The sequence below is a fragment of the Cutibacterium avidum ATCC 25577 genome (assembly GCF_000227295.1).
In the GTDB taxonomy this organism is placed as follows: Bacteria; Actinomycetota; Actinomycetes; order Propionibacteriales; family Propionibacteriaceae; genus Cutibacterium; species Cutibacterium avidum.
This window is the reverse complement of sequence record NZ_JH165054.1, coordinates 2,356,731-2,371,185: the sequence shown is the minus strand read 5'-3', so window position 1 is coordinate 2,371,185 and position 14,455 is coordinate 2,356,731. Positions and strand designations below refer to the sequence as shown.

Sequence of the window (14,455 nt, the reverse complement as noted above, 5' to 3'; positions counted from 1 at the left end):
GCTACAGCCGAGAATGATTGCCCCACGGACCGGCGTCGTCGCGTTCCCGTCGGGTGATGGCTTGCCAGATGAGTAGGCTCACTCCGGCTCCTCCTGACGTCATCGCCAGAATGAGCGCTGTATCGGGGACGTTGATCCCTCCCATGGACAGCAACACCGTGACGATGCAGATTGCCACCAGGATGAGTCCGACCTTTGTGACCGGGCTCATCGGGGATGGTGATTCGACGGGTGATGGCCCATCGATCTCATCGGGATCGGGTGCCGGCTCCGGGGGAATGGGAGCCGGGGCACGCCGTGCCGGTCGGTTCTGGGGAGGAGGGCGCCCCGGGGCGGTGACAACCTCCCCGAATTCGCGACCAATGAGCTCCTCGAATGCGGCATCGACATCGTTGTCGTCGCTGTCCATCATCCCTCCACCCGTCAGGGAACTCGAGGTGCCGCTAGGCTTGGTCGCCGAGGAGGCCCCATGTGGTACGAGTTCTTCAAGTATGCGCTCTTCGGACCAGGAGTGCGAGCCCTGTGGCACCCCCGTGTCATCGGTGAGGAAAACATACCCGCCGAGGGTGGGGTGATCCTGGCCTGTAACCACATTGCGGCCCTGGACCCCATCATCGTGGCGTCCATGATTGATCGGAAACTCACCTACCCGGCCAAGAAGGAGCTCTTTGCCGGGGACCGCGGATTCTGGTCGAAGGTGGTTGCGTGGTTCCTGCGCGCGGTTGATCAGGTGCCGCTGGATCGCTCAGGTGGCCGCACCAGCGTCAATGCCATGGGGCCGGTGGAACGCCGACTCGCCGAGGGCGGCCTGGTCGGCATCTTCCCGGAAGGAACTCGCTCTCCTGATGGCCGACTCTACAAGGGTAAGACGGGTGTTGCCCGGATGACCCTGGGCTCGAGAGCTCCGGTCGTGCCGGTGGGCATCAGCGGTACCACGGTGAGGCGCAAGGTTCTCGGCATCCCGTTGCTGGAGCACCCGACCATCGTCTTCGGCAAGCCCATGCACTTCGACGTGCTGGCTGATCGTACCGAGGAGACTGCGGTACTGCGCTGGGTTACCGACGAGGTGATGGGAGCGATCAGCGATCTCACCGGCCAAGGATATGTCGACGTGTATGGCTTCCGGGTGAAGCACGGCAATCTCCGGGGCAAGGATGTCTCGAAGTTCGTCAAACCCCGACCAGGCGGTAAGCCCGTGCCGCCGCCCCGCGTGGCGAAGGCCTGATGGTATGAACTGGTTGCGTCGATCCCATGGCGAGGTGACAGGCCAACCCTTGCCCGCTCAACCAGTGATCGTTGCGGTTCATCTGCGTCGTCGCGGAGATCTGGCGACGGCCGAGCAGTGCCTGTCAGGAGCGAAACGCAAGGTCCACCGGATGTCCGGGCGTCGGTCCAGGGGCGAGCAATCCCATGGCGAGGCACGAGAACACCTGTCTCAGGGTTGCGTCGTCGTCATGGCACCTGAGGGGGTACACAGCTGGGCAGGGCAGATCCATCGGGTTGACGTCGAGGTTGCCCGGTTGGCGCTTGCTGCCGGGGCCCTCGTCGTGCCAGCTCAGGTCACCGACGGAGGGCTTGTCCTCGGTGATCCTGTCGACCTGTCTCGCCATGCCGCCACGCCGCACTCCCACGCGGTCCTGAGAGCGGCTGCCGACGACATCGCTCTGGCTCTGTGTGATCTCACGGGACTGACCTACCAGGACCATCCGGCGGTGAGGGGAGATCTTCGGCCGCGCCCACTCATCTGGATCTCACGTATGCACAAGCTGAGGCGGGATCGCAAGAGGCGCCGTCAGGCCGAGGAGGAACAGTTGAGCCAGGAGAACGCCCGCGACGCCGAGGAGCTTGCCCGCGAGGAGGAGAAGGCCCGACTGGCTGCTCAGCTTCAGGCCCGCAAGGCCTCGCTGGCTGATCGGTTGGCAGAACACGGCATTCACCCGGGCCGGTGAGAGCCGGGTCGAGCACGGGCCTGAGTGAGACTGTCAAGTCCCTCACTGTGCGGAACGGAAGCAATGATGGCGGTGAGGGGAAGTAGACTCCCGGCCATGTCCCAGAGCGTTCCCAGTCTTGAGGCCCTTAACGCCTTGCCCCGGGTCCAGCAACCGAGTTACCCCGATCCCCAGGCGACTGGCGAGGTGATCGAACAGCTTCGCGCTCTGCCTCCACTGGTGTTCGCAGGGGAGTGCGATGACCTTCGCGCCCATCTGGCAGCGGTTGCCAATCGCGAGGCCTTCCTACTGCAAGGTGGCGACTGCGCGGAGACCTTCGCCGGCGTCAATGCCGCCAATATCAAAGGAAAACTCCGTGTGCTGCTGTCCATGGCAGTCGTCATGACCTATGCCGGTCAGCTCCCGGTGGTCAAGGTTGGCCGGATCGCCGGACAGTACGCCAAGCCGCGCTCCAAGGACACCGAGACCCGACGCGGCCTCACGCTGCCCAGCTACCGGGGTGACGCCGTCAATGGGTTTGAGTTCACCCCGGAGGCACGCGTGCACGATCCCAAACGTCTGGTCGGGGTGTACAACGCGTCAGCAGCGACCCTGAACCTGGTGCGGGCGTTTGCCACCGGTGGCTTCGCCGACCTGCGTGGCATCCATGCGTGGAATGCCGACTTCGTGCGTAACTCCAACGTCGAGGCCCGGTACGAGGCGTTGGCATCGGAGATTGAGCGGGCACTGGTCTTCATGATGGCCTGTGGAGTCGAGGACGATCAGCTGTCCACCGTCGACTTCTACGCCAGCCACGAGGCCCTGCTGCTCGACTACGAGCACGCCATGACGAGGATCGACTCACGCTCCCAGCTGCCCTACGACTGCTCGGGTCACCTGCTGTGGATCGGCGAGCGGACCCGTCAGCTCGACGGCGCCCATGTCGAGTTCCTGCGTCATGTACGCAACCCATTGGGAATCAAGCTCGGCCCGACGACGACAGAGGAGGATGCCGTCGCCATCGCAGATTCTCTTGACCCGGACCACGAGCCCGGACGTCTCACCTTCATCACCCGGATGGGCAGCAAGGCAGTACGCACCAACCTGCCGAAGGTCATCGAGGCGGTCGAGACCACCGGCCGCAAGGTGGTGTGGAGCTGTGACCCGATGCACGGCAACACCTTCGAGACCGACAACGGTTACAAGACGCGGTCGTTCGCTGATGTCTGCGACGAGGTCAATGGCTTCTTCGACGTCCACGAAGAGCTGGGCACCTGGCCAGGGGGCGTGCACATCGAGTTGACCGGTGACGACGTCACGGAGTGTCTGGGCGGCATCGACATGCTCGCCGAGGCTGACCTGGCAAATCGGTACGAAACCGCGTGCGACCCGCGTCTGAACCGAAACCAGTCCTTGGAACTGGCTTTCATGATTGCCGAGAGGCTGGCTGACGGTCGTCTCAAGCGCAATGCCGTCAGCCCGCTGGCGAGGTTCCGCGGCATCGATCTGTGATGAGTCAGGTGGGCGAGTTCAGCGGCGAATGTCGCTGAACTGGTTGCCGTCGGCTGGTGGCGGCGGAACACTAGAGACATGAGAATCACGCATCTGGGGCACTCCTGCATCCTCGTCGAAGCAGCCGGGCAGCGGATCCTCGTCGACCCTGGCAACTTCAGCCAGGCTTGGCACGGGCTGACCGGCCTGGACGCCATCCTCGTCACCCATCGCCACCCCGATCACGTTGATCCTGATCACGTTGGTGCTCTGGTCGACGCCAACTCCGGGGCCGTCGTCCGTGCTGAGGAGGGTGCGTGCCACGAGGTCCCTGCCCTTGACGCCGATCCCATCTCTCCAGGTGACGTGTTGCAGCTCGGTGAGGTAAGGATCGAGGCTGTGGGTGGTCATCACGCGATCATCCATCGGGATCTCGAGCCGATCGGCAACGTCGGGTACCTCATCGGTGAGGGACTCGGCACGATCCTCTTCCATCCCGGTGACGAGCTGGACGAGACTCCGCGCGGAGTTGACGTTCTGGCTTGCCCGGCCCACGGTCCGTGGGCGGCCATGAAGGAGACCCTCGACTTCGCGAGGTCGGTGGGAGCCCGTCATGGGTTCCTCATTCATGAGGGCTTGCTCAACGAGCGAGGCTGGCAGCTGTCCTTCGATCGTCACCAAGAGATGGTCCCGACGACGTTCCATGATCTACGCGGTGGCCAGCCCTGGGAAGTTCCTGCGGACTGACCCCTTCCGCACAGGACTCAGAGCATTCGGTCCATGCCGAGCCTCGGAGCCCAGGCCGGATTGACCTGGGGCGCCGGAGGCTCGGTGTGGTGCTGTGGTGCACCGCGACGACGACGAGGCGGGCGGACGACGAGGGCCATGGCGGCCAAGATGGCGATACCGCCGATCGTGATGCGGCCGGTAAGGGCCTCACCGCCGAGCCCAATGGCGAAGATCGCTCCCCACAGCGGCTCGGTGCACATGATGACGGCGGCACGGGTGGACTCCACGCGGGCCTGTCCCCAGCTCTGCATGAAGGTCGTCAAGGTGCCGCAGATGATGGCGAGATAGGCCAGGGCGAGCCAATCCTCCATCTGGGCGGGGGCGCTGAGGCCACCGGGCAACGCTGCCATGGTGCAGACGATGGCGACGGTGATGGTCTGGTAGAGGCCCAGCGAGGCGACATTGGACGGGTTGGCGAACCGCCCGGTCGCGACGATGTGGCCGGCGTAGGCCAGGGCGGAGGCCAAGGTCAGCAGTTGACCGATGCCACCGAACCCGCTCCCGAGGGAGGACGGGTCGAGGGCCAGCACTCCCATGCCGACGGTCGCCAGTGCGACAGCTCCCCAGACGGCGTTGGACACCTTCTTGCGGAAGATGACAGCCGCAATCAGCGGGGTGAAGACGACGTACAGGCTGGCGATGAAACCGTTCGTGGCGGCTTGGGTGCTCCCCAGCCCAACGCCCTGAAGCAGCTGGCCGAGAGCGAAGAGGACACCAAGGATCGCTCCCTTGGCAATGGTGCGCATGTCAGCACGCCAAGCCTTTGGGAAGAGGATTCCGAAAGCAGCGGCTGCAAGGGTAAAACGACACGCGAGAAGGTTCTCGGGGCTCATGTGGGCGTAAACGCCCTTCATGACCACCAGAGTCGACCCCCAGAGAGCAGCCATGAGAAGAAGAGCGGGCACAGCAAGGCGCGAAGAACGAAAACCAACCACGAATCAGATGATACGCGGGATAATCTTCGCTCTGCAACCCAAAATGACGTCAAATATTTTGTGAGACGGTGTGCACTCCGGATGATTCGTTGTGAACGGCTGTTCGAGCGACCGAACTTGTTCCTGGAAGCCCGCTCGCGGAGTACTGGGAGGACGCGAAGTGGAAGACCAGATATGCGCACAGCACCGCCACCAGGACGATGAAGACGGTGGCGATGCCCCCGCGACGACGGCGATGGACGGCGTCCTGCGCCAATCGGGATTGCGGGGTTGGCTGGTTGGTTGGTCGATGTGCAGGACGCGGTCGACCACGGTTGACGAGTGCGGCGGGCCGGCTTGGTCGGGGAGCGGGGCGCCGATCCATCGGTGACGATGGAGAATCCGGTGTCGAGACGGGAGTGCGCGGGGACACCGGTGTGGCGTTGCTGCGTGACCACGGCGGTACCGACGCCGTCCCGGGGTGAATCGGCTCACCACGACGGCGGGTGGAACGATCAGTGGATCCCTGGGGAGCATGTGCCACGGGATCGGTGATGACGACACTGGGCCGGGATGCGCGTGCCTGCAGGGCAGCCAGAGCCGGGTCGTCACTTCGCCCCGTCGAGAGGGCGTGGCGAACACGACGCATCAGGTCGAGAAGGGCTCGTCCATCGGAAGGACGCTTGGCTGGGTCGCGCGATGTGCATGCCCGCACCAAGCCGTCGAGGTAGCCCGGAATGAGCCAGGCGATGTCTCGCTCAGCACGGGTGCCATTGGCCAGGTACTGGGAGGGGGCGGGCACGTCCTTGTTGACGTGCGCCCATGCCACCTGAATGGGGGAGTCCCCGGTATGGGGTTTGTGGCCGGTGAGCATCTCGAAGAGCACGATGCCGGCGGAGTAGATGTCCGAGCGTTCGTCGGAACTGCCTCGCGTCACCCTTTCGGGAGGAATGTAGGACACCGTCCCGATCAGCTGCCCGGAGGTCGCCGACATCGTCTGGTTGCCGACGGCACGTGCCAGACCGAAGTCAGCGACCTTGATCTGGCCGCGGTCGGAGATGAGGACGTTCTCGGGCTTGACGTCGCGATGCACCAGCCCGTCTTCATGGGCGCTGGCCAAGGCAGACACCACCGGCTCGAGGAGATCAAGGGCCCGCACTGGGGTGAGGGGCGCCTCCTGGGTGATGATGTGGCGCAAGGTGCACCCAGGCACGTATTCCATGACGATGAACGGGCGATCCCCATCTATCCCCTGGTCGAAGACCGACACCACATGAGGGTTGACGAGCCGGGCTGCCGCTTTGGCCTCGGAGTCGAATCGTTCCGCAAGTTCCGCATCGAGTCCCTCGTGCATGACCTTGACCGCGACAATGCGAGGAAGGCACAAATCCTGGGCTCGATAAACGGTTGCCATCCCGCCACGAGCGATTTTGGACACGATCTCGTAGCGACCCTCGAGGATGTGACCCACCAAGGGGTCAGTGCTCATGGTCATGCTCACGATTACGCCTCACGCACGGTCGGGGAAGAAGGGGGTGCGGCCCACCTCGAAGTGTATGCGCAGTCCCCATGAGGGGATCGGAGGATGACCCGGCGAGTCCTTAGGCTGAACTTATGTCTGTCGCGCATTGGCTTCGTTCCTGCCGTTGGTCCGTCTGGCTCGTCGCTCTGCTGTCTGCCGTAGTCATGGGCTGTTCTGCCCCCTCCAGTCCAGCTTCGGTGAGTTCCACGCCAATCTCTTCGCGGGCGACCATCTCGGCGACCGCACGGTCCTCTGACGGTCTTCCCACCATCAGGGAGGACCAGCTCCCATCGGAGGCTCAGCACACCCTTAATCTCATCGATGCCGGCGGACCGTTCCCATTTCGACGTGACGGCATCGTCTATCACAACAACAGCGGGGCGTTGCCCCATCACGAGGATGGGTGGTATCACGAGTACACCGTCGTCACCCCGGGAGTCAGCGGTCGCGGCCCGCGTCGCGTCGTCTGTGGCTCTGACGCGGCATGCTTCTGGACCGCCGACCACTACTCAACGTTCCGGAGGATCGTCCGATGACAATCGAGAATGACGACCAGGCAGGTCCGCAGGCCGGAGGCCCCGTTGGGCCCGGGATCGTGCTCCTCGACCCGGCAAGTGCTTCTGATCCATCCGAGGTCGTACGAGTATGGCGCAACGCGGGATGGCGAATCTTCCACATGGCCGGAGGGGCAGACCTTGACGCCGTCCTGACGGGCTTCGGTAACACTCTGTCCTTTCCGAGCTGGTACGGCCACAACCTCGACGCGTTGCGTGACTGTCTGGCTGATGTCGAGGGCGACACCGCCGTGTTGTGGACGGGCTGGCAGCCCTTCCAGCGCGGCAATCCCCAGGACTGGGGACGGTTGGTCGACGTCATCGGGCAACGTCTCGACGAGGACGACCTCGACGGCTTTGCCTTCTTGCTGGGCTGAGACAGTTACCTCAGAAGCGACGCTCGACGCACTGGCGTGCCAGCTCGCGCAGAGCGGTCCTACCTGCCTCGGCCATCTCAGCGCCATCCAGTGCTGCCACAGCGCGTCGGTGGCACTCGTCGATGGTGGACTCGACGGCATTCTTGGCCCCGCTGGTCTCGATGATGTGGCGGGCGGTGGCGACATCGGAGTCGTCGAGGTCGGGGCGACCGAGGAATCTTTCCAATCGGGCGGCGTCCTTGGCGTCAGCCTGGTTGAGGGCATGGGCGACGAGTACCGTGCGCTTGCCTTCTCGCAGATCGTCCCCGGCCGGCTTGCCGGTGAGCACGGCGTCACCAAAAATGCCGAGCAGGTCATCGCGGTACTGGAAGGCCCGCCCGATGGGGGAGCCGAAATCGGCCATCGTCTGCTGGAGGCGATCTGAACCTCCTGCCAGGGCCACCCCGATCTGGCAAGGACGCACCACGGTGTAAGAGGCACACTTGTACTCCACGACCCGGCCGACGAGATCAAGGGCTGACTCGGAGTCCGCCCCTGCCATTCCTGACTGGGAGGTGACGTCGAGGACCTGGCCGCAGGTGACCTCGGTGCGCATGGCGTCCAGGAGAGGCGTGGCGGCAGCGAGCTTGCTGGCCTCCAGGGATGCAGAGGTGAACATCTGGGCTGACCACATCAGCAGCAGGTCACCGAGCAGGATGGCGATGTCGAACCCGAATTGCTCGGAGGGGCCGTCACCCTTGGCTTCGGCATGAGCAGCCTCGAAGCGACGATGAACCGACGGGAGACCGCGCCGGGTGTCGGAGTGGTCCATGAGGTCGTCATGCACCAGGGCCGACACGTGCAGCAGCTCGAGGCTGGCGGCGGCCTGCAGCAGCCCGCTCGGTTCCGCGGGCTGTCCTGCGGCAGCCACATGGCCCCAGTAGCAGAAGGCGGGACGAAGCCTCTTGCCGCCACCGGTATAGTCGCGGGCAGCGTCAAGAACAGGGGACAGCTCGGCACCGATCGCGTCGACAACCCCCTTCTCGCCGTCGAGGAAGGTGGCGATTCTCGCACTCACAGACTCTCGGAAATCGGCGCTGACCGGAGCGGACGGGTCAAAGGGGAACATGAAGCCAGCATAGGGCGGTCTGACGGCTGCAGACGAGTCCGCAGGCTGGACAGGAGGCTCATCGGATGGACGCGCCGCCTAGCCTGACGCCATGCAGACCCAGAAGCCGACCATTGCCGACCTGCTGGCCGCGGGGGATCGCCCCCTGCACTCGTTTGAGTTCATGCCACCGCGCAGCGAGGACGATGTCTATCGGCTCTGGAGCGCCACCGACGCTCTCGTCCCGATGGCTCCTGACTTCATCTCGGTGACCTATGGGGCAAACGGGTCACGACGTGATCGCACTCTCCGCTGCACCCAGCACATGGTCTCGACGGGGTTGCGAACCGTCGGTCACCTCACCTGTGTCGTCCAGTCGGTGTCCGACCTCGAGCAGATGGTCGCTGACTATGCCGAGTCGGGGGTCAACCACATCCTTGCCGTCCGAGGAGACATGCCCGGTGGGGCAGGGCAGCCCTGGGTCGCCCATCCCGAGGGCCTGCCCAACGCCACCGAGCTCGTCCGGCTCGTCAAACGGGTTCACCCCGAGGCATGCGTCGGAGTCGGGGCCTTCCCGGACGGTCATCCGGAGTCCGCCGACATCGACCTCGACGCGCGCATCCTCGTCGACAAGGCCGAGGCGGGGGCATCCTTCGCCATCACCCAGCTGTTCTTCCTCCCCTCCCACTACCAGCGACTCGTGGATCGGGTGCGCGCAATGGGCTGTGACATCCCGATCATCCCGGGAATCATGCCGATCGCCTCGTACGGCCAGATTCGTCGCTTCGCCGAATTGTCCGGCACCGACGTCCCGGCTGAGCTGGTGGCCAGGATCGAGGCCGTCAAGGAGGACAAGGCAGCCGTGCGGCGCATTGGTCTGGAGGCCGCCGTCGACATGTGCTGTGAGCTCCTCGACAGCGGCGCTCCCGGTCTGCACTACTACACGCTTAACAGGTCTCGTGCGACCACAGAGCTTCGGACCATGCTCGCCCGGCGTCGGCCGCAACTGGCTGATCTGCCTGCAGATTTCGAGGCGACTCCAGCTGCTTGAGCCCGACGACTGCCAGACGCTGGGTCGGACGGGTGAGGGCGACATAGAGCACCCGGACGCCGCTCGTGGGGTTCCCCGTCTCGGAGACGATGCGTTCCGGATCGACGACGACTGCGCCGTCATACTCGAGTCCCTTGGCCTGCATCGTCGTCACCGGGATGATGCGTGGATCCGTGGCGAGGTCGCCAGCCTGGTCGACCAGGCTCGCCGGGCAGACCAGACCAATCGTCCCGTCAACCTCCTGAAGCATATCGTCGAGCTGGGAGCGCACTTCGGCCCACAGGGCATCGGTACGCACCACGGTTGGCTGCACCCCCACCGAGCGCACCGCCTGAGGAAGGTCGGCATCGGGCTGGATGGTGACGACGACCTCCGCGGCAAGGTCGAAGACCTCCGCCGGGGATCGGTAGTTCTTCGTCAGCGTGAAGGTTCGTGAGGGAGCATTGCCCACCAGTTCGTCGAGGGCAGACCGGGTCTGCTCCGGGTGGGGGAAGGCCGACTGGGCCGGATCCCCGACGATCGTCCAGGAGGCTTGCGGGCCACGTCGCCCAATCATTCGCCACTGCATCGGCGAGATGTCCTGGGCCTCGTCGACGAGGACGTGGGCGTAGGTGTCTCGCGGCTCGTCCTCATCGATCTGACGAGCATCATGGAGGCGGTCGCTCAGGGTGACGAGCTCTTCGGCGTCCCCGCCCTCGATGAAGACTGGGTCCTCCGCATCAGGCTCGGGCGGAACTGGACCTAGCAGAGCGGCCAGTTCATCCAGCAGGGCCATGTCTGCCACCGACCAGTCACGGCGTCCACGCCGGTCCACCTCGGTGGGGATGGAGTTGACGACGAGCTGACAGATCTCGTCATCCCAGTCCGGAGCAACCGCCTTGACGACCGCCGGGTCAGCCATCCGGGCTAGGACGTCCGTGGCCGACAGGGTCGGCCACCAGGCATTGAGGAACATTCGCCAGGACGCCTGGGAGGAGACCAGGTCGTCGAATTGCTCCTTGCTCAGGTCATGGGCGGAGCTGACGTCTTCAGGAAGGATGTTCCACAGCTGATCCTTGAGCGAGGCCTCAACAGCTTCGCGACCGTCGTTGTATCGGTTGCGTTTGAGGATGTGATGGCGGGTGGCGGCCAGGGCGTGAGAACCCAGGGTGAGCACCTCACCCTTGACTGTGACTCGAAGGCGCATCGAATCCGGTTCGGCCGACATCGGTAGATTGACCAGTCGGGTGAGCACATCGACCATGTCAAGGCTGCCCTTGATGTTGGCCGTGCGGGGCTCGTCGAGGCGATCGGAGGAGAACCTCAGGATGTCAGAGGGTACCTGGCCGACGGAGCGGAGGGTGACGGAGTCCTCGCCGAGACTGGGGAGCACCCGCTCGATGTAACTCATGAAGACCGAGGACGGTCCGATGACGAGCACCCCGCCGTTCTCCAGCCGGGCTCGATGGGAGTACAGCAGGAAGGCGGCACGATGCAGGGCGACGACCGTCTTGCCGGTTCCAGGCCCGCCCATGATCGTCGTCACGCCCTGGTAAGGGGCACGAATGGCCTCATCCTGTTCTGCCTGGATGGTCGAGACGATGGAGTGCATCTGGGTGTCGCGAGCCCGTGAGAGGGCGGCCATGAGGGCTCCCTCCCCGACGATCGGCAGGTCGGCCTGCGAGGTGGAGTCCAGCAGGTCGTCTTCGATGCCAAGGACCTTGTCGTCCCGGCAGCGCAGCACACGACGACGGATCACACCCATCGGATCGGACGGGGTGGCGCGATAAAAGGGCTCGGCGGCGCGGGCGCGCCAGTCGATGACGAGGGGCTCGTAATCAGCGTCACGCACGCCGATGCGCCCAATGTGACGCACCTCGTCATCGTCAGCGAGGTCAAGTCGACCGAAGACCAAACCCTCGTGTTCGGCATCGAGGATTGCCAACCTCTTGGCCGCGTTGTAGGAGAAGGCATCGCGTTCGAACATCGCCGTACCGTCCTCTTCGCGGACCCAACTGGTGCGATCGGAGCGGTACATGTCCTGGCCAGCCGTGGCCAGCATGCGAGCCTTGTTCTCGTCGATCTCCAGTTGAGCGCGGACCCGGTCGACATGGGCCTGTTCCTTGGCGATCTCAGCTTTCACAACGCGAGGATCAGTGGTCGAAGTGCCGTGTTCGGTCAAAGTCGTCCTTCACGAGAGTCTGCCTCGGACTCGGTGTCGCGGGGCTAACGGGCAAGTTTACGCGCGGAGGCCCCATTGGTGGAACCATGCCCTCGCCGCGGACGACCCGCCGCACCGATGGCCTTGTTGGTGGGGCGAATGTCCTCTCCGGTGAGACGTTCGTGGGTGAGATAGGCCGCCAGAGCCCCGGTCAACAGTTGCGCCCAGGGTTCCGGGCCGCCATGGGAGGCGGCAGAGGCGGGCAGGGTTGGAACTGATCCGTGCAGACTCCATGCCATGGGGGGACGATCCCGCCACGCCGACCACACGGTGCCCATGCCAGGGTCGGCGACCGGGTGGGTGTGGTCGTGGCGGATCCGGTGCGTTTGGGTGCCGTCCCACCAGGTCCATGTCTCGACGAGTCCCTCGGGCCGCCACTCCATCCTGTGATCCATGTTGTCGTGAGCGGGCTGCTCGTCATTGGTGGTGACGGTGACGGTGGGGGATGACCAGGGACGAGGCGCGCGACGCCACCAGGAACGGCGAGGGGGTGGGGGGATGGTGTCGATGATGGCGTCCGGGGTCGGTGTCGGGGCCGGATCGATCTTCACTCCGCGTCTGATCAGCCTCTGGTCGAGGAGGTCCAACAAGGGCTGAAGGTCGGTGGGACCCTGGGGGCCGACGAGATTCCAGCATCCGAAGACGCGCATGACGGCGAGCTGGGTCTCATCTGCGGACAGTTCGGCAAGAGGCGAGCACAGATCGACATGGATGGGCTCCGGGAGAGGGGTGGGTCTTGAGGTCACTGCGTCCTCGACTCCGTTGCGACGGCGAGCTTGCCAGACGTCATCGGCGTGGTCGAGGACCTCACGCCATTTGTTCGCCGTGCACTCGCCGTAACGGTCCCGGACGGTGTGGATCTGCGCTCCCCGTTCCGTCGGCATCGTCACCGTCTCATCTCCTGCCAGGACGTGGCGATCAGGTTCCTCGACCAGATCGATGTCGATCCCAGCCAGTTCTGCCTCCATCGCGCGTCCAGATTTTGCGAAGAGGTCCCGCCACGCGGAGGGCAACTCCAGGGTGGCGCCAATCTCGGGCGCCAATGGACGTTCGGCGTCAGCTCGCCACCGCGGTGAGGAGGTGACGACGGTGACGTCGTGTCCGACCCGGGCCAATCTCAAGGCGGCGGCCAGAGCCACGAGTCCGTCCCCGGGGATGTGAACCGTTCCCATGTGCCTGTGCCTCCTGTGGTTGTGGGGTCGAAATACCGGCCGCAGGTATCGTGCCAGAGGTGAACACGGATCTTCCTGTCGTCGCTGTCCATGGAATCACCAGTTCGCCAACCACCTGGGGCGGGTTGGTGCTGGCATTCAACGTCGAGAGAGTTCCCGTCCATCAGTTGTCCCTGCTGGGCCACGGACCCATCGACACTCGTCGGGGAGTGGGAACTGACTATCCTCTCGAGGCCTTCGCGACCGACATCATCGAGCAGATGGACGCCCGCAAGATCGAAAGGTGTGCCCTGGTTGGCCACTCCCTGGGGGCTCTGGTGGCGTCAATGGTTGCCCAACGTCAGCCTGAACGATTCGATCGCGTGCTGCTGGAGGACATGCCGGTGCTGCGACGGGTTCGACAGGATCCTCCGCCCATGAGGAGATACGCAGACGCTCTGATCATGGAGGTGGCGGCTCTGGCTGGACGCAAGAAGTTCGATCCCAAGATGGTGTGGAAGGTCAGCCGCGAATTACTCAAACCTAATCCGCAGTGGTGGAACGGATGTGCCCGAATGGCGATGCCGGTTCTCATCATCGGGGGAGGGAAGTCGTCATACCTGCGTCAGGACAGGCTGCGGGACGTGGCGAAGGCTCTACCGGATGCCAGATTGACCACCATTGGGGGAGGCCACCGCACCCACATCACCAAGGCGGACGAGTTCTGCGACGTCGCAGTTCCCTTCCTCACCAACGGTCGACACATCAATCGAAGGCACAACGGAGTTCAGGACATGTGAGCCTTGAGCGAACTACACGCAACCCTCTTGTTGAGTCGGGGTGACTCATGGTTAAACTTGAGTCATCACGACTCAGACTGAGTCGATGCAGGAAACTGCTGAATCCACAGGAGTGTTGACATGGCTCGTACCTTTGACCCGTTCCGTGAGATGGATCGTCTGCTCTCCGACGTCACCAGGACGCCGGCGGCCGTGGCGGTTCCCATGGATCTTTACCGAGATGGCGACAACTACATGGTGGCTGTGGACCTTCCGGGAGTGGACCCGGCGTCCATTGACATCGACGTCGACGATCGCACCTTGACCATCCGCGCCGAGCGCGCCGCCAAGGTGTCCCAGGAGGTGCAGTGGCTCTCCCGAGAGCGCGCCATGGGCACCTTCGCCCGCCAGCTCACCCTTGGGCATGGATTGGCCACTGATCAGATCACGGCCGAGTACACCGATGGTGTGCTGACCTTGACGATCCCGGTCGCCGAAGCTGCCAAGCCGCGCAAGGTGGAGGTCAAGCATGGCTCGACCACCATCGACGCCGCGGTCGACCAGGCTCAGGTCGGCTCGGGTGATCATCAGGAGCAGTGAGTCCTCGAGGAC

15 protein-coding genes are annotated in these 14,455 nt (G+C 64.3%); 9 read left to right on the top strand and 6 right to left on the bottom strand.

What is annotated here, in order from left to right; all coding sequences use genetic code 11:
• Position 1: 1 nt before the first annotated feature.
• Positions 2-409, bottom strand: a complete 408-nt coding sequence (locus HMPREF9153_RS10615) for a hypothetical protein (protein WP_036979815.1) — start codon at positions 407-409, stop codon at positions 2-4.
• A 60-nt stretch (positions 410-469) separates the two neighbouring features.
• On the opposite strand from HMPREF9153_RS10615, the gene HMPREF9153_RS10610 reads away from it, so the two are divergent.
• The 4 genes from HMPREF9153_RS10610 (at position 470) to HMPREF9153_RS10595 (ending at position 4,166) form a co-directional block, all read left to right on the top strand.
• Entirely contained in the window at positions 470-1,225 is a 756-nt protein-coding gene (locus HMPREF9153_RS10610; protein ID WP_004811843.1) for a lysophospholipid acyltransferase family protein, read from the top strand.
• 151 nt (positions 1,226-1,376) lie between these two features.
• Complete coding sequence (locus tag HMPREF9153_RS10605) at positions 1,377-1,949, top strand: 1-acyl-sn-glycerol-3-phosphate acyltransferase (RefSeq protein WP_174266676.1); 573 nt, start codon at positions 1,377-1,379, stop codon at positions 1,947-1,949.
• A gap of 72 nt (positions 1,950-2,021) precedes the next feature.
• On the top strand, positions 2,022-3,440 hold the full coding sequence (locus tag HMPREF9153_RS10600; RefSeq protein ID WP_174266645.1) for a class II 3-deoxy-7-phosphoheptulonate synthase: 1,419 nt from the start codon (positions 2,022-2,024) through the stop codon (positions 3,438-3,440).
• Positions 3,441-3,518: 78 nt separating this feature from the next.
• On the top strand, positions 3,519-4,166 hold the full coding sequence (locus tag HMPREF9153_RS10595) for an MBL fold metallo-hydrolase (protein ID WP_004811840.1): 648 nt from the start codon (positions 3,519-3,521) through the stop codon (positions 4,164-4,166).
• Between the two features lie 17 nt (positions 4,167-4,183).
• Here HMPREF9153_RS10595 and HMPREF9153_RS10590 read toward each other — a convergent pair whose 3' ends face one another.
• On the bottom strand, positions 4,184-5,143 hold the full coding sequence (locus HMPREF9153_RS10590) for a DMT family transporter (RefSeq protein ID WP_021108668.1): 960 nt from the start codon (positions 5,141-5,143) through the stop codon (positions 4,184-4,186).
• A 49-nt stretch (positions 5,144-5,192) separates the two neighbouring features.
• Positions 5,193-6,617 carry a protein kinase domain-containing protein gene (locus HMPREF9153_RS10585; protein WP_036979813.1) on the bottom strand — a complete coding sequence of 475 codons (1,425 nt, stop codon included), beginning with the start codon at positions 6,615-6,617 and terminating at the stop codon, positions 5,193-5,195.
• Between the two features lie 191 nt (positions 6,618-6,808).
• Between HMPREF9153_RS10585 and HMPREF9153_RS10580 the strand changes: the two genes are divergently transcribed.
• Together HMPREF9153_RS10580 and HMPREF9153_RS10575 are read left to right on the top strand one after the other, a co-directional pair.
• Positions 6,809-7,180, top strand: a complete 372-nt coding sequence (locus HMPREF9153_RS10580) for a guanyl-specific ribonuclease (RefSeq protein WP_036980178.1) — start codon at positions 6,809-6,811, stop codon at positions 7,178-7,180.
• Positions 7,177-7,575, top strand: a complete 399-nt coding sequence (locus HMPREF9153_RS10575; RefSeq protein WP_004811836.1) for a barstar family protein — start codon at positions 7,177-7,179, stop codon at positions 7,573-7,575. Before HMPREF9153_RS10580 ends, HMPREF9153_RS10575 begins: the two co-directional genes overlap by 4 nt.
• A 10-nt stretch (positions 7,576-7,585) precedes the next feature.
• Here the strand turns inward: HMPREF9153_RS10575 and HMPREF9153_RS10570 are convergent, their stop codons facing one another.
• Positions 7,586-8,683: a polyprenyl synthetase family protein gene (locus HMPREF9153_RS10570; protein ID WP_004811835.1), complete on the bottom strand. Its 1,098-nt coding sequence runs from the start codon at positions 8,681-8,683 to the stop codon at positions 7,586-7,588.
• Between the two features lie 91 nt (positions 8,684-8,774).
• On the opposite strand from HMPREF9153_RS10570, the gene metF reads away from it, so the two are divergent.
• A complete protein-coding gene (gene metF, locus HMPREF9153_RS10565) occupies positions 8,775-9,713 on the top strand; it encodes a methylenetetrahydrofolate reductase [NAD(P)H] (protein ID WP_004811834.1) in 939 nt (312 codons plus the stop codon).
• On the opposite strand, the gene HMPREF9153_RS10560 is transcribed toward metF, so the two are convergent.
• Entirely contained in the window at positions 9,610-11,835 is a 2,226-nt protein-coding gene (locus tag HMPREF9153_RS10560; RefSeq protein ID WP_174266644.1) for a HelD family protein, read from the bottom strand. The two genes, metF and HMPREF9153_RS10560, sit on opposite strands and share 104 nt — an antisense overlap.
• Before the next feature lie 83 nt (positions 11,836-11,918).
• Positions 11,919-13,085, bottom strand: a complete 1,167-nt coding sequence (locus HMPREF9153_RS10555; protein ID WP_004811831.1) for a hypothetical protein — start codon at positions 13,083-13,085, stop codon at positions 11,919-11,921.
• Between the two features lie 50 nt (positions 13,086-13,135).
• Between HMPREF9153_RS10555 and HMPREF9153_RS10550 the strand changes: the two genes are divergently transcribed.
• The gene (locus HMPREF9153_RS10550; RefSeq protein ID WP_004811829.1) at positions 13,136-13,864 is read left to right on the top strand and encodes an alpha/beta fold hydrolase; all 729 of its coding nucleotides are present in this window, start codon (positions 13,136-13,138) and stop codon (positions 13,862-13,864) included.
• Positions 13,865-13,984: 120 nt separating this feature from the next.
• Complete coding sequence (locus HMPREF9153_RS10545; RefSeq protein ID WP_004811828.1) at positions 13,985-14,443, top strand: Hsp20/alpha crystallin family protein; 459 nt, start codon at positions 13,985-13,987, stop codon at positions 14,441-14,443.
• Positions 14,444-14,455: the final 12 nt, after the last annotated feature.